18 protein-coding genes and 1 pseudogene are annotated in these 20,158 nt (G+C 38.0%); 10 read left to right on the top strand and 9 right to left on the bottom strand.

The annotated features are described in order from the left end of the window. Positions 1-267: 267 nt before the first annotated feature. The 6 genes from mltG to ACFIMX_RS01905 all read right to left on the bottom strand — a co-directional run bounded on the left by mltG (position 268) and on the right by ACFIMX_RS01905 (position 5,699). The gene (gene mltG / locus ACFIMX_RS01930) at positions 268-1,377 is read right to left on the bottom strand and encodes an endolytic transglycosylase MltG (RefSeq protein WP_375693942.1); all 1,110 of its coding nucleotides are present in this window, start codon (positions 1,375-1,377) and stop codon (positions 268-270) included. Between the two features lie 95 nt (positions 1,378-1,472). Continuing rightward, complete coding sequence (gene fabF, locus ACFIMX_RS01925; protein WP_375617658.1) at positions 1,473-2,735, bottom strand: beta-ketoacyl-ACP synthase II; 1,263 nt, start codon at positions 2,733-2,735, stop codon at positions 1,473-1,475. A 101-nt stretch (positions 2,736-2,836) separates the two neighbouring features. Then, complete coding sequence (locus ACFIMX_RS01920; RefSeq protein ID WP_004860281.1) at positions 2,837-3,073, bottom strand: acyl carrier protein; 237 nt, start codon at positions 3,071-3,073, stop codon at positions 2,837-2,839. Between the two features lie 260 nt (positions 3,074-3,333). Further along, the gene (gene fabG / locus ACFIMX_RS01915; protein WP_375617657.1) at positions 3,334-4,071 is read right to left on the bottom strand and encodes a 3-oxoacyl-[acyl-carrier-protein] reductase; all 738 of its coding nucleotides are present in this window, start codon (positions 4,069-4,071) and stop codon (positions 3,334-3,336) included. An 18-nt stretch (positions 4,072-4,089) separates the two neighbouring features. After that, a complete protein-coding gene (gene fabD, locus ACFIMX_RS01910) occupies positions 4,090-5,034 on the bottom strand; it encodes an ACP S-malonyltransferase (protein WP_375612933.1) in 945 nt (314 codons plus the stop codon). Positions 5,035-5,111: 77 nt separating this feature from the next. Continuing rightward, entirely contained in the window at positions 5,112-5,699 is a 588-nt protein-coding gene (locus ACFIMX_RS01905) for an undecaprenyl-diphosphatase (RefSeq protein WP_375617656.1), read from the bottom strand. Between the two features lie 334 nt (positions 5,700-6,033). Between ACFIMX_RS01905 and rpsF the strand changes: the two genes are divergently transcribed. The 10 genes and pseudogenes from rpsF to ACFIMX_RS01855 all read left to right on the top strand — a co-directional run bounded on the left by rpsF (position 6,034) and on the right by ACFIMX_RS01855 (position 16,495). Next, a complete protein-coding gene (rpsF, locus tag ACFIMX_RS01900) occupies positions 6,034-6,441 on the top strand; it encodes a 30S ribosomal protein S6 (protein WP_375617655.1) in 408 nt (135 codons plus the stop codon). Further along, positions 6,441-6,689 carry a 30S ribosomal protein S18 gene (gene rpsR / locus ACFIMX_RS01895; RefSeq protein ID WP_012754957.1) on the top strand — a complete coding sequence of 83 codons (249 nt, stop codon included), beginning with the start codon at positions 6,441-6,443 and terminating at the stop codon, positions 6,687-6,689. The genes rpsF and rpsR overlap by 1 nt, the downstream gene beginning before the upstream one ends. 148 nt (positions 6,690-6,837) lie before the next feature. Further along, on the top strand, positions 6,838-7,818 hold the full coding sequence (locus ACFIMX_RS01890; RefSeq protein WP_375634326.1) for a hypothetical protein: 981 nt from the start codon (positions 6,838-6,840) through the stop codon (positions 7,816-7,818). Between the two features lie 25 nt (positions 7,819-7,843). Next, positions 7,844-8,440: a 50S ribosomal protein L9 gene (gene rplI, locus ACFIMX_RS01885; RefSeq protein WP_375617653.1), complete on the top strand. Its 597-nt coding sequence runs from the start codon at positions 7,844-7,846 to the stop codon at positions 8,438-8,440. Between the two features lie 588 nt (positions 8,441-9,028). Beyond that, a complete protein-coding gene (locus ACFIMX_RS01880) occupies positions 9,029-10,519 on the top strand; it encodes a replicative DNA helicase (RefSeq protein ID WP_375617652.1) in 1,491 nt (496 codons plus the stop codon). A 602-nt stretch (positions 10,520-11,121) separates the two neighbouring features. Then, a pseudogene (locus ACFIMX_RS01875) lies at positions 11,122-12,066 on the top strand (DnaB-like helicase C-terminal domain-containing protein); the annotation flags it as partial. 6 nt (positions 12,067-12,072) lie between these two features. Continuing rightward, complete coding sequence (gene radA, locus ACFIMX_RS01870; RefSeq protein ID WP_375612937.1) at positions 12,073-13,449, top strand: DNA repair protein RadA; 1,377 nt, start codon at positions 12,073-12,075, stop codon at positions 13,447-13,449. 142 nt (positions 13,450-13,591) lie between these two features. Further along, positions 13,592-14,167 (top strand): CvpA family protein, encoded by a 576-nt coding sequence (locus ACFIMX_RS01865; protein ID WP_375617651.1) that lies wholly within the window; start codon positions 13,592-13,594, stop codon positions 14,165-14,167. Positions 14,168-14,249: 82 nt separating this feature from the next. Beyond that, the gene (gene purF, locus ACFIMX_RS01860; RefSeq protein ID WP_375693941.1) at positions 14,250-15,743 is read left to right on the top strand and encodes an amidophosphoribosyltransferase; all 1,494 of its coding nucleotides are present in this window, start codon (positions 14,250-14,252) and stop codon (positions 15,741-15,743) included. Positions 15,744-15,745: 2 nt separating this feature from the next. Next, on the top strand, positions 15,746-16,495 hold the full coding sequence (locus tag ACFIMX_RS01855) for an SDR family NAD(P)-dependent oxidoreductase (protein WP_375693945.1): 750 nt from the start codon (positions 15,746-15,748) through the stop codon (positions 16,493-16,495). 70 nt (positions 16,496-16,565) lie between these two features. On the opposite strand, the gene pssA is transcribed toward ACFIMX_RS01855, so the two are convergent. From pssA to ACFIMX_RS01840, 3 genes are all read right to left on the bottom strand, one after another. Then, on the bottom strand, positions 16,566-17,405 hold the full coding sequence (gene pssA, locus ACFIMX_RS01850; protein ID WP_375611225.1) for a CDP-diacylglycerol--serine O-phosphatidyltransferase: 840 nt from the start codon (positions 17,403-17,405) through the stop codon (positions 16,566-16,568). A gap of 8 nt (positions 17,406-17,413) precedes the next feature. Next, complete coding sequence (locus ACFIMX_RS01845) at positions 17,414-18,112, bottom strand: phosphatidylserine decarboxylase (protein WP_375617649.1); 699 nt, start codon at positions 18,110-18,112, stop codon at positions 17,414-17,416. A 117-nt stretch (positions 18,113-18,229) separates the two neighbouring features. Continuing rightward, positions 18,230-20,113: an ABCB family ABC transporter ATP-binding protein/permease gene (locus ACFIMX_RS01840; RefSeq protein WP_375617648.1), complete on the bottom strand. Its 1,884-nt coding sequence runs from the start codon at positions 20,111-20,113 to the stop codon at positions 18,230-18,232. Positions 20,114-20,158 lie beyond the last annotated feature (45 nt).

Genomic DNA, 20,158 nt, shown 5'->3' with positions numbered 1-20,158 from the left:
ATGTTTCTCCAAAGTTTGAATTATACATTATCTCAACCTATCCCCTAATCAATGTGTTTTCTTAGAAATTCTCAATGTTATTCTGCTCTTTTTTGAGATAAGGTATTAGCAGTATATTCACTTCTTTCTTAAATATTTTTATCCATACGCTAATCCCACTTGTGACAGACAAGAAAATAATTTTTTATCATTCTCATAAAAAAGTTTAAATAGAAAAATTTTACTATATTTGAGATTTTCATTTACGATGGTGTTATCACTATAAATTCAATGTCTTGCCTTTAATTCTCGCCACTTGCGAACATTCATATTATGTTCTTCTAAAGTTCGAGAAAAAACATGCCCTCCTGAACCATCAGCAACAAAATAAAGTGCATCACTGCTTGGTGGATGTGCCACCGCTTTCAAAGAATCTCGACCTGGATTTGCAATAGCCGTTGGGGGCAAACCATTAATTTTATAAGTATTATATGGTGTTTCCTTCTCAAGATCTGAACGATAAATCGCACGACCGGATGGTTTTCCTTTTCCTCCGAAGAGACCATAAATCACTGTTGGATCCGATTGAAGACGCATATGCTTTGTAAGGCGGTTATAAAATACCGCAGCAACCATTGGTCTTTCTGCTGCAATTCCCGTTTCTTTCTCAACAATTGAGGCTAATATAACAAATTCATCAATTGATTTAATAGGTAAATCAGGTGAACGCGTAGCCCATATATCATGAATTAATTTTGTCTGTCCTTCACGCAATCTATTTACAATCTCTTTACGCGTTGTCCCCCGAATAAAACGAACAGTATCCGTCATTAAACAGCCTTCTGGAGGCAAAATTTTTGGAAGGTCTCCAATCAAAATTTCATTCGCAGCTAATCGATCGAAAACTTGCTGAACCGTTAAACCTTCAGGTACTGTAAATGTATATTCTATAGATTTTCCTTTCACAAGAATATCCATAATATCCTGCATCGAAGCATGAGCTGGAATTAAATATTCACCAGCCTTCAGATGCGTTGTTTTTTGGTGATAACCAACCCCATAAACAAAAATATCTGATGATCGAATAAAACCACGTTTTTCTAGCAATGAAGCAATTTCACGAATTCCGGTACCAAGATGGATAAGAACAATTTGTTCTTCCTCAATTTTTCCCTTTTCTTCAAAAATACTTTTTCCAATATAAAGAGGAATACTTATGGCAAAAAGAATAATCACAATCAGCATAAGAAAAAAATGACCGAGAATGACCAACGGATTACGGACGATAGATGATTTCTTTCGTTTTTTATGTATTAACATGTCATAACTATCTGCTAAATGATTCGAAGAGGAATCACTTACGTCCTTTAATGATTTTCCATTTTTCACATCGGACATAACCCCTCAATAGCGATTAAGGATAATATTATAATTTCTCATTCACCTTATAATAAAGTAGAAAACTCAAAAGCAGAAATTAAATAAAATACTTATTATCCCCTAAAACGTCGCATCACCAACGATGCATTTGTCCCACCAAATCCAAAAGAATTAGAAAGAATCGTATCAATCTTTCGTTCACGCGGTTTGTGTGGTACAAGATCGATTTTTGTTTCAATCGATGGATTGTCAAGATTAAGTGTCGCTGGGGCTATATTATCCCGTATAGCTAAAATAGAAAAAATAGCCTCAGCAGCACCGGCTGCACCAAGTAAATGCCCGATAGATGATTTCGTTGATGACATAGAAACTTGTGGTGCATAACTCCCTAAAACACGCTCAACAGCCGCTAGCTCTATGGAATCAGCCATCGTAGATGTACCATGAGCATTAATATAATCAAGTTCACTCACATTCACTTGTGCACGCTTAAGAGCAGCTATCATACTACGCTGAGCCCCTTCACCACTTTCTGAAGGTGCTGTAATGTGGTAAGCGTCACCAGATAAACCATAGCCAATAACCTCAGCATAAATACGTGCTCCTCGTTTTTTGGCATGTTCCAGCTCTTCTAAAACAACAACAGCTGCTCCTTCCCCCATCACAAAACCATCACGATCAGTATCATAAGGACGTGACGCCCGTTCAGGATCATCATTGCGACAAGTAGAAAGAGCTCTACAAGCTGCAAAACCTGCAAGAGATATCCGATTTATCGGAGATTCAGTCCCCCCTGCCACCATGACATCTGCATCACCAAACATAATCAAACGTGCCGCATCACCAATCGCATGCGCCCCTGTTGAACAAGCTGTTACAACAGAATGATTAGGCCCCCGTAAACCATATTGAATAGACACATAACCAGAAGCAAGATTAATCAAACGACCTGGAATAAAAAAGGGAGAAACACGACGTGGTCCCTTATCACGAAGCGTATAACCAGCTTCAACGATACCTTCAACTCCCCCAATTCCCGAACCAATTAACACACCTGTACAAATCTGATCTTCATCACTCTTAGGAAACCATTCGGCATCTGCAAGCGCTTGGTTAGCAGCAGCCATTGCATAAACAATAAATGCATCAACTTTACGTTGCTCCTTAGGTTCCATATACAAATCAGCATTATAGGTCCCCTCTGTTCCATCCCCTAAGGGGATACGCGCAGCAATCTGGCATGGCAAATCTGACACATCAAACTCAGTGATACGTCGGACACCACTTCTTCCTTCAAGAAGTCGTTTCCAACTATATTCAATATTACCAGCTAATGGAGATACCAATCCTAAACCAGTAACAACAACACGTTTCATAACTTCTAACCTTGAACTAAACTTCACCTCTCAAAGCTCTCTTTTCAAAAGAGCTCCGAAGAATATAGGCAAAAGCAATTTATGCCTTTGCCCTTTAGTAATCACGCAGAAGCTTTATCAATGAACTTGACTGCATCGCCAACTGTAAAAATCGTTTCAGCAGCTTCATCTGGAATTTCTACCCCAAACTCTTCTTCAAAAGCCATAACGAGTTCAACCGTATCAAGGCTATCAGCCCCTAGATCATCGATAAAGCTTGCATTTTCTACAACTTTATCAGCATTAACCCCAAGATGTTCCACGATAATTTTTTTAACGCGCTCTACTGTATCACTCATGTTGAAATCCTCGAATTTATATTTCCTATAATTTGGTTAACTATATCGGTTCATCTAATCAAGCAATAGATGCATTACTTTAAAAGATTTTAGTAATGATTTAAAACATCCTGTGGATATCCCCTACAAAATGAACCAATCTGACATTCTGACATCAATTGATTAACGACCATATTAAAGAAATAGATGCATCTATCCATTTCAATCGTTACTATCTAAAATAATACAACTCATAAATCAATGTGGAATAAAATAAATACTCATATCATTGCCATTCCACCATTGATATGGAGTGTTTGACCTGTCGTATAGGCTGCTTCATCGCTTGCTAAATAAACAGCAGCAGTAGCTATTTCTTGCCCACTTCCCATACGCTTCATTGGAATTGCAGCCATAATGGCTTCTTTTTGCTTTTCATTAAGCTTGTCTGTCATTGCAGATTTAATAAATCCTGGAGCAATACAATTGACAGTGATATTTCGCGAAGCAATTTCTTGTGCCAATGCTTTAGAAAAACCTATCAAGCCTGCTTTTGCAGCACAATAATTCGTTTGTCCAGGATTTCCCACTACACCAACAACAGATGTAATGTTAATAATTCTTCCATAACGGCGGCGCATCATAGAATGTATTAATTCACGCGTCAAAAGAGAAGCAGCTGTTAGGTTAACTTCTAAAACATCATCCCAGTCTTTATCTTGCATACGCACAAAAAGACCATCCCTAGTGATTCCTGCATTGTTAACCAAAATATCGACGCCATCCATTTTTCTCTCTGCAACTTCAGCCAATTGTTTAATCGATTGGCGTTCAGAAAGATTAGCGGGAAATACAAAAACATTCTGCCCTAATTCTGCCGCCACTTCTCTGAGCTTTTCTTCACGTGTTCCATGAAGTCCAACAATGGCTCCTTGTGCATGAAAGCAGCGTGCAATTGCCTCACCAATTCCTCCCGAAGCCCCCGTTACAAGAGCTTTACGTCCTGTTAATCTAAACATCTTTTAACTCCTTATAGATTAAACGCCAAGCATACCTAGCGCTGATTCTATTTCATCAACTGTTCCAATGGTTACCCCCTTTATATCTTTGTTAATACGACGCGTTAAACCTGTTAAAACTTTTCCAGAACCAACTTCAAAAAGCGTATCAACTCCATTAGCAGCGATCCATTCTATTGTTTCACGCCATCGCACCCTCCCAGTCACTTGTTGGACAAGAAGAGTAGTAATACGCTCTGGATTGCTCTCAGGTGCAACAGAAACATTGGCAATCAAAGGAACAATAGGGGACATTTTGTTAACAGTCAAAAGTGCTTTCTTCATGGCATCAGCAGCAGGTTGCATTAAAGATGAATGAAAAGGTGCAGAAACAGGAAGAAGAAGTGCACGTTTTGCACCTTTTGTTGATGCAATCTCTACCGCTGCCTCAACTGCTTTTGCTTTACCAGAAATAACAATTTGCCCACCACCATTATCATTAGCAATCTGACATAGTCCTTCTCCAGAAACAGTTTCACAAATTTCTTCCACAATGTGCTCTTCTAAACCAATTAATGCAGCCATAGAACCTTCACCAACCGCGACAGCAGCCTGCATAGCATTGCCACGAATACGCAAAAGTCTTGCCGTATCTGTGAGAGTAAATGTACCAGCAGCACAAAGAGCCGAATATTCGCCTAAAGAATGACCAGCAACAAACCTTACCTTTTCTTCTATACGAAGCCCTAATTGTTTCATCACACGAATGACAGCCATAGATACAGCCATTAATGCCGGTTGTGCATTTGCTGTTAACGTTAAAACATCTGCTGGTCCTTCAAAAATGATCTTTGATAATTTCTCACCCAAAGCATCATCAACTTCCTCGAAAACCATCCTTGCGACAATAAATTGCTCTGCAAGCGCTTTCCCCATACCAACAAGTTGACTCCCCTGCCCTGGAAAAATAAAAGCTGCACCCATTTATCAACTCCTAAAACTGTACAATTAAATTATTTTCTTTTGACCTTATTCATCCGCACAAATCAATATAAAGCCCTTTATTTAAAACGAATACCACACTTAAAATTATATTTTAAGGGCGGAATTTGATATAAAAACTTAGGAAAATAGGGTGCTATAAACTGAATAACACCCAAACTTATGAGACTTCCTAAAAGTGCACCTGCTAAAATATCAAAGGGATAATGTACACCCACAAAGATGCGCGCCCAACAGATCAAACACAAAAATACGGTGGCAAATTTAAAAGTAACTTTGTATCGGTAAAAATAAAAGTTAGCTGCATAAGATGCAATGGTCAAGGCATGATTACTAGGAAAAGAAGCTGTTGCACGATGTTGAATAAGCGGTGTCGTCAGCCCTACCACGAATGGGCGAGGATGAAAATAAAAAAGAGAAATGAGATAACCTATGAAAAGAGAGGCACAAATACTCATGCAAATGCTTAGCACAACACACCGTTCCCTCTCCCCACTACAAAACCACAACGCACAAAGATGGAGAGGAATAATATAAATTAAAAACTTTGCACAAAAAATACTAAACAAAACTATAATCGACCAAGCTTGATGATTGCCGACAAACATTTCAAAGAGTGTAACATCAATCTGGTTTAAAAAGTCCATTTTTCCCTCCTTTGCCTTTATATTACAGTATTATCTTTTTGTAGAAGAAGGAAATATATCAAGATTTAACAAATCAATTTTTTATGTGCATAAACTTGCTATTTTAAAAGATAACCTGTAGATATGAAATATTCGTTGCCGGCACTTTAGCTGGAGGTTGAACGGAGGGCTGTAAAATATCAGTAGGAAATACAATGTTTCCGGCCTCCCGTGTCTCCGCTCTGAGATGTTTCGAATTGTAAACGCGTCCTTTCTTCTTTGGATTTCCAAAAAAGACAAGTCGCAGAGGCTTTGCGCTAAAACCGGTGAAATTTAATTGAAGAAAGGCAAAACAATGGCTCTTTATGAACATATGTTCCTTGCCCGACAAGACATTGCTCCGCAGCAAGTTGATGAACTTTTGAGTCTCTACAAAGGTGTCATTGAAGCGCATGGTGGAAAAGTTGGGCGTATAGAAAATTGGGGACTTCGTCCTCTTGCTTACCGTATTCGGAAAAACCGTAAAGCTTATTATGTCTTAGTCAATATTGATGCACCAGCTTCAGCAATTGCTGAAGTGGAGCGTCAGATGCGCATCAATGAAGATATTTTGCGTTATATGACCATTCGCGTAGAACAACACGAAAAAGAAAAATCTGCTATGCTCTCACACCTTGATCGCAATAGTCACATTGGACATGATGAAGAGCGTCCTCGTTTTCCACGTCGTCAACGTGAAAATACTATAGAAGGGGTAGAATGATGACTGATACTAATCAAAACTCTGCACGTCGCCCCTTTCATCGTCGTCGTAAAACATGTCCTTTTTCAGGGACCAATGCTCCCAAAATTGATTATAAAGACATCAAGTTGTTACAACGTTATATTTCCGAACGTGGGAAAATTGTTCCTTCACGGATTACTGCTGTTAGTCAGAAAAAACAGCGTGAATTAGCTAATGCTATCAAACGTGCTCGCTTTTTAGGCTTACTTCCGTACGTTATAAAGTAAGCAATCAATATGCTATGCAACTGGAGAGTTTCTCCAGTTGCATTTCTTATATGGTTTAAAATAGCTTGTTGTATCCTATGTTAAGCTATTAAATGTCAAAGTTGGGGTATTGATACGCCTCTAACTGCAGAAAGCAGGACAGCAATAAATGAAAAAAAATCGTACTTATGAGATATTAACCGGTATTTTAGCAGGATTATTTGCTGTTGTGATAGGGCTGGCAATCATCAGTGTTGCAAATATCGTGCCCTTTTTTTCTCTTCTTCTTGGCTGCTTTCTTTCATTACCAATTTTTATTGTTGCGTTCGGTCAAGGAACATTAGCCAGTCTCATCGCCCTCATAAGTGCTACTGTTGTTCTTATCATAACCACTAATACCTATATTGCTCTTGGCTTTATGGTCTTATTTTTCCTTCCTGCTGTCTATGCTTCTTGGCTTCTTGGGCTTGCACGACCAGCGCAAAAAGAAAATGAACTGATATGGTATCCATTATCATCGGTTATTTTTCATTTAACTAATTTTATCGCTCTTATAGCAACTTTCATTGGGCTCTATGTTCAAACACGTCCTTCCACACCCATCGTTGCAAAAAAAATCACCGAAAACATAGCACAAACTCTGCAACAAACACAGTCAATAAAAGAAGCCTATATACGCGCTTTTAGTGAGCTTTTAATGACGCATACAGCAACTTTTACTGCTTTTTCTTTGACTATTTATAGTTTGGTTTTTCTCATTGGTAACCTTTACTTTTCCATTATAGCAGCACAACATATGAAATGGCTGAAAAGACCCCGTGATGATTGGAGCCAAACTCTCCGCCTTCCAATTTCTGGAATTATTATTTTCATTATTGTTTGCATAACATCGATGGTTGAGCTGAGCGCTTCTCTTAACTTGAGTACCCTTGTCTTTAGTACTGCATACATTGTCATCATATTAATTAGCGGTCTAGCATATCTTCACAATATTACAAAAGGGGTAAACGGTCGAATTATTATACTTTCTCTTGTTTATATTGCTATTTTTACAGTCGTTTTTGCTCCACCTATTGTTTTCATGGTACTTTTGATGGGAATTTGGGCTGCTATTCAATACAATTTTCAATCACGCAAAAAACTCCACTAAATTTATTTGTTCGAAAGGAAAAACTATGGATATTATTTTACTTGAGCGCATTCCTCGTCTTGGTCAGATGGGTGATATTGTCTCAGTTAAAGATGGTTATGCGCGTAATTTTCTCTTGCCTCAAGGTAAAGCTTTACGCGCAAATGAAGCTAATAAAAAACATTTTGAGGTACAACGTGCACAACTTGAAGCACGTAATCTTGAACGCAAAAGCGAAGCGCAAAAAATTTCTGAAAAACTTGATGGACAATCATTCATTGTTGTTCGTTCTGCTGGTGAAACGGGACAACTTTATGGTTCTGTGTCAACACGTGATATTGCTGAAATCATAACAGATGAAGGCTTTTCTATTGGAAGAAATCAAATCGAACTTAATCATCCAATAAAAATGATCGGTCTTCACACTATCACTCTTAGTTTACATCCAGAGGTTCAAATTTCTGTGATTATTAACGTTGCGCGTTCTACCAGTGAAGCACAACGCCAAGCAGAAGGTGAAACTCTCACTTCGGCTAAAGAAATATATAATATTCAAGAAGAATTATTAGAAGAAAGTCAGGAAGAATTATTGGCAGAAGAAATTAATGACAACGATATAAACAGTTCTCATCAAGAAGCTTAATTGCTATTTTTCTTTCTGTTTTATATTTTTTATTCCATTATAAATATCGCTCATAAAATACTCACACTTTAAAAGTGAGTATTTTATGGCTATCGTACATAAAGAACCTTATTTTTATGAAAGAATTAGAAGTATACTATTTAAAGGCATTACATGCCGAGAATGATAATATTACTAAGAGGAAATGTCTTTTGTTTTCCAGCATATAAAGCAAAAATAATTTAAAGTTCTACCCTTAAGGCTAAAGTTTGTATGAGCGTTAAGTTGATTACATCCTCACATGATCTGAAATAATTTCAGTTATAAAAAAATAATTCTACTTACACAGATATTGGAATTTTAAGGTTAAGTAACTTAAAAATACTTAAATTTAGAGTAGCAAAACTTCCACTTTAAAATCACATATTATAAAATAGATAGACGTTATATAAATAATACACAAATGATAAATGAGAAACGAAAAGAGAGTTTTAAAAAATTATATAATTTTAACTTAAAATGAAGGTTTGTAGCTCTATTCTTTTAATTATACGATTTTCAATTTATCGCCTAAAGTAGCTAGACTTAGAATTTTAGTGGAAAAATATTATGGAAGAAACTAACGTTGTTAATGTCAGCTCTTCAAAGAAAGAGGATTCTCCTTCTTTTCGGCAACTTCCGCATAATATTGAAGCTGAACAGGCATTGCTTGGTGCCATCTTTATCAACAATGATTCTCTTGACCGCGTTTCAGATTTTCTAAAACCAGAACATTTTTTTGAACCATTGCATCAAAAAATTTATCATGTTTTATCTCACCTTATTAAAACAGGAAAACGTGTAGATCCAGTTACAATCAAGCCCTATATCCAAATGGAAGAAAAAATTGGAGATATTACTGTATACCAATATGTTGTTCGCTTAGCCACAGAGGCAGTCACTATTATTAACGCTGAAGATTATGGACGCGTCATTTACGATCTTTTTATCCGACGGTCTTTGATTAACCTTGGAACTCAAGTTGTCAATACAGCCTTTGATGCTCCTGTAGAGCTCACGCCTACCCAACAAATTGAAACTGTTGAAAATCAGTTATTTGAGCTAGCAGAAAAAGGGAAATATGGAGGTGGATTTGAAAATTTTAATGAGGCTATTAAAAAAGCTATCGATATGGCAAGTGCTGCGAAAAAGCGCTCTTCACAATTATCAGGGATAGCCACCCATATTAAAACACTTGATGAAAAAATGGGAGGATTACAAGCATCTGACTTAATTATCCTTGCGGGCCGCCCTGGTATGGGTAAAACCTCACTGGCTACCAATATTGCCTTTAATATTGCTAATGCTTATAATCGTAATGCCAATATCCAAGAAAATGAAGGCGGCATTGTGGGATTCTTCTCACTTGAGATGTCATCCGAACAGCTTGCAACCCGTATTATTTCTGAACAAACAGAAGTCTCTTCTTCTGATATTCGGCGTGGCAATATTTCAGATGAACAATTTTCAAAAATTATTCGTGCGGTGAACCAACTACAAAAGGCACCACTTTATATTGATCAAACTGGGGGAATATCAATTACGCAATTAGCTGCTCGTGCGCGGCGTCTCAAGCGGCAACATGGTTTAGATATCTTGTTTATTGACTATATCCAACTCATGACAAGCAGTTCAAAGCGTTCATCAGAAAATCGTGTTCAAGAGATCACAGAAATTACCACAGGATTAAAAGCATTAGCAAAAGAATTGAATATTCCTATTATCGCTCTCTCTCAACTTTCTCGTCAAGTAGAAAATAGAACAGATAAACGTCCACAGCTCTCAGATTTACGTGAATCTGGTTCAATTGAGCAAGATGCCGATATCGTTCTGTTTGTCTATCGCGAAGAATATTATCTCAAAAATGAAGAACCAAAACTAAACACTTTGGAACATCAAAAATGGCTAGAAATAATGGACAAAGCTTTTGGAAAAGCTGATGTTATTATTGCAAAACAGCGCCATGGTCCGACAGGAATCGTTCCCCTTGCCTTTCAATCTGACTTCACACGCTTTAGTGATCTAGCCGATAGTAATTATCTTCCAGAGCAAATTGGTTAAATCAAAATGGCACGCAACCGTATTCAATTTATCTGTCAAAATTGTGAAACCATTCTTCTTATTAAAAAATGTAGTTCTTATCAAGAATAAAATTTCTTACAAAGAATCATTTTTCAATGATTCTAGCCGCCGTTATTTGCTATTTAATAACATTCTTCTTGCATGAAATGATAACACATCTCTTAATGTTGTAAGTGGGGTACATATATTAAAATCCATAGCTAATCTAAATCTTTCTATATTGTTCCTTCTTTTAAAAAACTCCTTCTCACAAGACACTCATTTTCTTGTTTTTAAATTCAAAAATAATTGCTGCTGTTGTGCAAGGCTGACTATTATGTAGAATATCAGAAACTTTCCTCTTTATAGGACAACCTCTAACCTTTTAACAAAAATATTTTCTAATCTATCTGAAAAATTACCCTAATTACCGCAATATAAAAACAAGCAGTGTTTTAAATACTACAGCACAGAGAAAATTCTACAATATGCAAAATATTCTTGATATAAAATTGCATAAAAACTGATATCTAACAAAAGGAAAGTGTATAATTATGCTAGAAAAAAAAGAAGACTGCGATAGTAGATTTGACAGTCTTGATGAAGCTATCAAAAGAGTTGTTGATATAGCAAGTGCTGCAAAAAAGCGCTCTTCGCAAATATCAGGGATAGCGACTCATATTCAAACACTTGATGAAAAAATGGGAGGATTACAACCATCCGACTTAATTATCCTTGCGGGACGCCCTGGTATGGGTAAAACTTCACTTGCTACCAATATTGCCTTTAATATTGCCAATGCTTATAATCATAATGGTAATATCCAAGAAAATGAAGGCGGCGTTGTAGGGTTCTTCTCACTTGAAATGTCCTCAGAGCAGCTTGCAACACGTATTATTTCTGAACAAACGGAAGTCTCTTCTTCTGATATTCGACGTGGTCATATTTCAGATGAACAATTTTCAAAAATTATTCGTACGGTAAATCAGCTCCAAAAGGCACCCCTTTATATTGATCAAACTGGAGGAATATCAGTTTCACAACTGGCTGCCCGTGCTCGGCGTCTCAAGCAAAAACATGGTTTGGATGTCTTAATTATTGATTATATCCAACTCATGACAAGTGATTTAAAATACACATCTGAATATCATATTCAAGAAATCACTGCAGAATTAAAAGCTTTAGCGAAAGAATTAAATATCCCTATTATTGCTCTTTCACAACTTTCACATCAAGTTGAAAACAGAACAGATAAACGCCCAAAACTTTCAGATTTAGGTGGATTTGGTTCTATTGAGCAAGATGCCAACATCGTTTTATTTGTCTATCGTGAAGAATATTACCTCAAAAATGAAGAGCCAAAGTTCGGTAGCCTTGAACATATGAAATGGATAGAGACAATGGACAAAGTTTTTGGAAAAGCTGATGTTATTGTTGCAAAACAACGTCATGGACCGACAGGAATCGTGCCCCTTGCCTTTCAGTCTTCTTTCACACGATTTAGTGACCTAGAAGATAATGATTATCTTCCAGAGCAAATTGGTTAAATCGACATGGCGCGTAATCGTATTCAATTTATCTGTCAAAATTGCGGAACCATCCATTCTCGTTGGGCAGGAAAATGTAGCGCTTGTGGGGAATGGAATTCCCTTATCGAAGAAACTATAAATAGCGGTATAGGAAGTGGTCCTAAGCAAAATGCCCGTAAAGGACGCATTGTCACACTCACATCTCTTTCTGGAAATATCGAAGATGCTCCACGTATTCATTCTGGTATTGCTGAACTTGATCGTGTTACCGGTGGGGGCTTTGTCCGTGGATCAGCACTCCTTGTTGGAGGTGATCCGGGTATTGGTAAATCAACATTGCTGACACAAACAGCCGCTGCTTTATCACGTAAAGGATATAATGTCATCTATGTTTCAGGTGAAGAGGCTATTGCGCAAATTTGTCTGCGCGCACAAAGGCTTGAAGCAAACAATACAGAAGTGAAACTTGCTGCTGAAACCAATGTTGAAGATATTCTGGCAACCTTAAGCGAACATAAAAACCTTGATATGGTGATTATCGATTCGATTCAAACCCTATGGTCAGATACAGCAGATTCAGCACCTGGCACTGTCACACAAGTACGTATCGGTGCTCAGGCAATGATCCGCTTTGCCAAGAAAACAGGAGCCGCTGTTGTTCTTGTTGGGCATGTTACAAAAGATGGACAAATTGCTGGTCCTCGAGTCGTTGAACATATGGTTGATGGCGTTCTCTATTTTGAGGGTGAAGGAGGACATCATTATCGCATTCTTAGAACTGTAAAAAATCGCTTCGGACCAACAGATGAAATTGGTGTCTTTGAAATGTCTGATAAAGGATTACGCGAAGTGATAAATCCATCTGAATTATTTTTAGGGGAACGTAATGAAAAAGCACCAGGCGCTGCTGTTTTTGCAGGAATGGAAGGGACTCGCCCGATACTCGTAGAAATTCAAGCGCTTGTTGCTCCTTCTTCCCTTGGGACACCAAGACGTGCGGTTGTCGGATGGGATGGAAATCGCCTTTCTATGATTCTTGCCGTTTTAGAAGCCCATTGTGGCATTCGTTTTGGACAGCATGATGTCTATCTGAACGTAGCAGGTGGATATCGCATATCAGAACCCGCTGCTGATTTAGCTGTAGCCGCTGCTTTGGTATCTTCTCTTGCCAATATCGCATTGCCAACGGATTATGTATATTTTGGTGAAGTCAGTCTTTCAGGAGCTACCCGCGCTGTTGCACATTCAGCACAGCGCATCAATGAAGCAAAAAAACTCGGCTTTCAAGGAGCCTTTCACCCCACAACAACAACCGAAATGATGAAGTCGCTCAACTTTCAACAAAAAACTTTCTCCGACCTTCCCGAACTCGTTGCTACTCTTACCGTAAGTAAAAAATGATCTGCACCACAGATATGATAATATAGAAAAAACTCTATAAAATACAAAAGATCCTTGCTATAAGAACAAAAAATGGCATAACAAAAAATATATTTGCACACAGACTTAAAAGAACATAACTTTATGTATAAGGAACAAACAAATGATCATAACAATCCTTGATGGAATTGTCGTAGTAATCATCCTGTTGTCCGCTTTTCTTGCTATGCTTCGAGGATTTTCACGTGAAGTGTTATCGTTGATTTCTTGGGCAGTTGCAGCTGTTACGACACTGTTTTTATTCAAACCTGTCTTACCTTTCTTTGAACAATATCTCTCTAATAAAATGATTGCATTGATCACAACATTGGTCACTATTTTTATTATTGTTCTCATTATTACTTCAATTATTACAATGAAGATCTCTGATTTTATTATTGATAGTCGAATTGGTATACTTGACCGTACTATTGGTTTTATTTTTGGAGCACTTCGTGGTTTACTTATCATGGTCATCGGTATGTTGCTGATTAATGCACTGATTAAACCCGAGCTTCAAGCGAATTGGTTAAAAAATGCAAAAACAAGGCCTATTTTAGATTCATTGGGACAAAAAGTTTGGGAAATACTCCCAAAAGATATTGGATCTGTTCTCGAAAAGACGGAAAATTTGTTTAAAGACAGCAATAAACATACGTATGAGCAACACTCTCATGAAAAGATAATTTTCAAAAAATAGAAAATAGTTTTTCATGAGGAAAGAGAACTAAATGATGTAAAATATGATATTAATGATTCCTCCATATCACAACTGAAAGAATATGATGATAAAAAGCGATGTTTTCTGTCAAGAATTTTCATTAGATGATGATACCCTTCATGAAGAATGTGGAGTTTTTGGTATTCTTGGGCATGAAGATGCTGCAACATTAACAGCTCTTGGACTCCACGCACTTCAGCATCGTGGGCAAGAAGCAGCTGGGATTGTTTCTTACCATAATAAAATATTTCATCAAGAAAAGCATTTAGGTCTTGTTGGAGATCACTATACAAACCCTGCAACACTTGCACGCTTACCAGGAAATCGTGCTATTGGACATACCCGTTATTCAACAACTGGAGAAGTGGCATTACGCAATGTTCAACCCCTTTTTGCTGAATTGAAAGTTGGAGGTATTGCTATTGCGCATAATGGTAATCTTACCAATGGTCTCACATTACGCCGTGAACTCATCGCTTCTGGTGCTATCTGTCAATCAACGTCGGATTCAGAAGTTTTTCTCCATCTTATTGCCCGCTCACGTTATGAATCGTCCTCTGATCGTTTTGTTGATGCGATTCGGCAAGTAGAAGGTGGGTATGCTATGTTAGCGCTCACACGTACAAAACTTATTGCGGCACGCGATCCAACAGGAATTAGACCTCTCGTGATGGGGGAACTTGATGGTAAGCCTATCTTTTGTTCTGAAACTTGTGCTCTTGATATTATTGGAGCAAAATATGTCCGTGATGTTAAAAATGGAGAAATCATCATATGTGAAATACAAAAAAATGGGGAAATTACGAAAAAAATTATAAAACCAGAAAATACAAAACCAGAAAAACTTTGCTTGTTTGAATATGTTTATTTTGCCCGCCCAGACTCAATCGTTGGAGGGCGTAGTGTTTATACAACACGCAAAAATATGGGAATCCGTTTAGCACAGGAAGCCCCTTGTGAGGGTGATGTTGTGGTTCCTGTTCCTGATGGAGGAACGCCTGCTGCAATTGGCTATGCACAAAAAATTGGAATTCCCTTCGAGCTTGGTATTATTCGTAATCACTATGTTGGCCGCACTTTTATCGAACCAACACAACAAATTCGTGCTTTTGGCGTCAAGTTAAAACATTCGGCAAACCGTCCTGTGATTGAAGAAAAACGTGTTATTCTGGTTGATGACTCTATTGTACGTGGAACAACATCCCTTAAAATTGTACGAATGCTTCGCGATGCAGGAGCAAAAGAAGTTCATATGCGCATTTCTAGCCCTATGATTTTTTATCCTGACTTTTATGGTATTGATACACCTAAAGCTGAAAACCTTTTAGCAAATCAATATCCAGATTTAAAATCTATGTGTGATTTTATTGGAGCGGATTCATTAGAATTTCTTTCAACGGATGGATTATATCTTGCTGTAGCAGGGGAAAAACGGAATAACGCCGACCCACAATTTACTGACCATTATTTTACTGGATATTATCCTACGCATCTGGTTGATCAAGAAAATCTCTCCAAAATTCATCAATCATTTGTTCTTAAAACAAGAGATTAATGATGACAAAACGTGACTTTAGTCTCCATGGACGTGTTGCACTTGTTACTGGCGCATCAAGAGGGATTGGCTATTATTTAGCACTCGAGCTTGCTGCACGCGGCGCTCATATTATTGCTCTTGCACGAACAGTCAGTGGACTTACTGAATTAGATAATCAAATCCGAGAAAAAGGGGCTCATGCAACCCTCGTTCCCCTTGACTTGCATCATATGGAAAACATCGATACCCTTGCTATCTCAATTGCCAAACGCTGGAAAAAACTTGATATTATCGTTGCAAACGCAGGAATTCTTGGAACACTCTCATCAATAGCGCATATAGAAAACACGGTATTTGAAGATGTTTTTCAAATAAATCTTTTCAGCCAATGGCGCTTAATGAAAGCCGTTGAGCCTTTATTACGTGAATCTGATGCTGGACGAGCCATCCTGTTATCCTCAAGCGTTGCGCATGCTGCGCGCCCTTTCTGGGGAGCTTATGCAGCCTCTAAAGCGGCTTTAGAGGTGATTGCCCGCTGTTGGGCAGAAGAACTCAAACAAACCCCTATTAAGATTAATTGTGTCAACCCTGGTGCGACACGCACTGCCATGCGCGCTGAAGCTATGCCCGGTGAAGATCCACAAACTCTCCCTTCACCACAAGAGGTTGCAAAAAAGATAGTCCATTTGTTATCACCTGATTTAAATGAAACTGGAAAACTCTTTAATGTCCATAAAAATCGGTTTGTAGATTATCACGTACCTGATTGATCATCATATGAGAAGTAAATTGTTCGACTCTCTCTTTTTTCTGTGCTTCTCGATAGAAGAATGAAGCACTTTATAATTCTTGGATAGCTTTAGCATCAGCCTTTTTCTCTTCTAAAGTAGCACGTTTATTATAAGCGATAAAACTACAGGGGAGAAAAATCATATAACTAACAGCTGTAATCAATAAAGTTTCCCATGTGTAAGTCGCAAGAAAACCGACATAAATAACAATGACCAACATGCACGGTATAACGATATCGCGCCTTAAATTTTGATCAATTGTTTTTGCATTCCATACCGGTAAACGACTAATCAAAAGAAAAGCAATAATTACAGTATAAAGACTAAAAAATAATGCCCACCCCCAATTGGGGACCAAACCAAGAGTGCCTAAATAGGTAGGCAATAAAAGTAATAATGCTCCTGCTGGTGCTGGAACACCAACAAAATAACTTCTCTGCCACTTAGGTATATTGGGGTTATCTAACATCACATTAAAACGTGCTAATCGCAAACAACAAGCAACACAATAAACAAGGGCAGCAACCCACCCAATATGATTCGCTTGATTCAAGATAAAAGAATAAACAATGAGTGCAGGAGTAACACCAAAATTTATAACATCAGCAAGAGAATCCATCTGTGCCCCAAAAGATGAACTACCATCTATTAAACGGGCAATGCGACCATCAGCACCATCTAAAACTGCGGCCAAAAGCACCATTAAAATAGCAGCTTCATAGCGATGTTCAAAAGCCAAACGAATGCTGCTCATCCCTGCACAAATTGCTAAAATAGTAATGATATTAGGAATAACATACCGCATTGATGTAGGTGAACGCCGCCGATTTGCAACATCATCATGCTGCCCCTCAGGATTGAATGAAGAAAATGGCGAAAAATTTTTCATTGTGAACCCTAGTCGTATCTGAAGTCCGTTGTGGCACTCTTATCATCAAAAGAACCCAAAACTGTTTCTCCAGCAATTGCTGTCTGTCCAACTGCAACACGCAATTTCATTTCAGTTGGTGTATAAATATCAAGGCGAGAACCAAAACGAATCAATCCAAATCGCTCACCAGTCATAACGGCATCGTTTTCTTTTGACCAGCAAACAATCCGGCGCGCAACCATTCCCGCTATTTGTACGACACCAATTTTACCATGTTTGCTATCAATTACCACCCCATTACGCTCATTAAACTGACTAGCTTTATCAAAGTCAGCATTGGTAAATCGACCTGGATGATAAACGATAGACTCTACTGTACCACTGATAGGAATACGATTAATATGGCATGAAAAAACATCCATAAAAATGGAAATACGAATCATTTCATCTTTTCCTAATCCTAATTCTTCAGGTGGAACACATGATTCCACAAATGAAATACGCCCATCTGCAGGCGACATAACCCAATTTGAATTCAAAGGGATCACACGATCTGGATCACGGAAAAAGTATACACACCACACCGTGAGAACGAGACCAAACCAAAACAACGGACTCCATATCCAACCAAGAATGAGCGAAATAACAAAAAACGCTACAATAAAAGGATAACCTTCTTTATGAACCGGTACAAAGCTATTATGAAAAGATTGCAGAATACTCATATAATTTCCTATTCATCGTAAACTTAAACAAGCAACAAAGCTTTTTGTTCCTCTTGTGTCTTTTTATGTATTTAATCAATCACTCCATATAAAGATATAGATTACATTTTGCTCTATTTATTTTTTACGATTAACAACACTCGTCTCATCTTCTTCACGCATTTTACGTAATTTTTCTTCCGCTTGCGATGCTTCAAGCTGCTTATTCCACATTGAAGCATAGAGACCTTTCTTGCGTAAAAGCTCTGTATGCGTCCCATTTTCAATAATACGACCACTTTTAAGAACTAAAATTTCATCCGCATTGATAACAGTAGAAAGACGGTGCGCAATAATCAATGTTGTACGTCCACGGCTTACAATATCCAATGCTTGTTGAATTTCCTGTTCCGTCGCCGTATCAAGAGCCGCCGTTGCTTCATCTAGAATAAGAAGTGGAGGAGCTTTTAAAAGTGTCCGTGCAATAGCCACGCGTTGTTTTTCACCACCTGATAATTTGAGACCTCGCTCTCCTACCATAGACTGAAAACCTTCCGGTAAAATTTCAATAAATTTTGATATTTGTGCCATTTCAGCAGCTTTGCGCATCTCTTCATCTGTAGCACTTGGACGCCCATAGCAAATATTATAGGCAATTGTATCATTAAATAACACCGTATCTTGTGGGACCATGCCAATCGCTTCACGCAAACTCTTTTGTGTTACGTCACGAATATCCTGCCCATCAATTGTGATAGAGCCTGCATCAACATCATAAAACCGAAAAAGCAACCGAGAAATAGTAGATTTACCGGCACCCGATGGACCGACAATAGCGACTGTTTTTCCTCCAGGAACTTCAAAATCAATATCTCTGAGAATCTGACGTCTCGAATCATAGGAAAACTTTACCTGATGAAAACAAATGGTCCCATCGCTTATCTCTAACGGTTTAGCATCCGATTTATCAACGATCTCTTTCTGAACATCTAAAAGATCAAACATTGCTTCAATATCCGTTAAACCTTGTCGAATATCACGATACATTGAACCAATAAAATTTAGTGGAATGGAAAGTTGCATTAAAAGCGCATTAATAAAAACAAAATCTCCTAAAGTTTGTGTCTTATAAAAAACTTCATAAGCTGACATCAGCATCATGATCGTCATTCCAATACCAAAGATAAGAGTCTGACCAAAATTAAGCCAGCTTAACGATGTCCAAATCTTTGTTGCGGCTTTTTCATAACCTACCATAGAAGCATCAAATCGATCGGCTTCTAGAGTTTCATTACCAAAATATTTGACCGTTTCAAAATTCAAAAGAGAATCAACAGCGCGAGTATTCGCCTCAGTATCCGCTGTATTCATTTTTTGCCGAATGCGAATACGCCAATCACTCGCCTTAATGGTAAACAAGATATATAATCCAACTGTTGCAACAACAATGAGAAGATAATGCCACCCATAACTTATGTAAAATACCAGTGCCGTTAATATAAATTCTAAAACTGTCGGTACTGTACTAAGAATTGAAAATCTTACGATCGCTTCAATTCCTTTTGTCCCACGCTCAATCACACGAGAAAGCCCACCTGTTCGGCGTTCCAAATGAAATCGCAAAGATAACTCATGCATATGTACAAAGGTTTTATAAGCTAATTGACGAACAGCATATTGACCAACAGTGGCAAACAGGGAATCGCGTAATTGATTTAATCCAGCCTGCATAATACGCGCGACATTGTATGCCAAAACGAGCATGATGGGAATAATCCAACTGGATGGGAACCATTTAGGTGGCTGAAAGCTTGAATCAAGCACATTCGTAGAATATTTAAAGAAATACGGTACAGATATGAGAACGAGCTTAGCCAAAACAAGATAAAATATTGCCCACAACACACGCATTTTTAGATCACGCCGACCTACTGGCCACATATAGGGCCATAAATTGTAAAGTGTGTGCAGAGTTCTCCCTGTATCTGATGATACAGTTTTTGTCATTTCATTGCGTTTCATAAAGTCCTTACTTCTCTATCATCCGCACAAACAGGCAAAATACCC

Source organism: Bartonella sp. AD24XZML (assembly GCF_042196485.1).
In the GTDB taxonomy this organism is placed as follows: domain Bacteria; phylum Pseudomonadota; class Alphaproteobacteria; order Rhizobiales; family Rhizobiaceae; genus Bartonella.
This window is presented reverse-complemented; position numbering and strand designations above follow the sequence as displayed.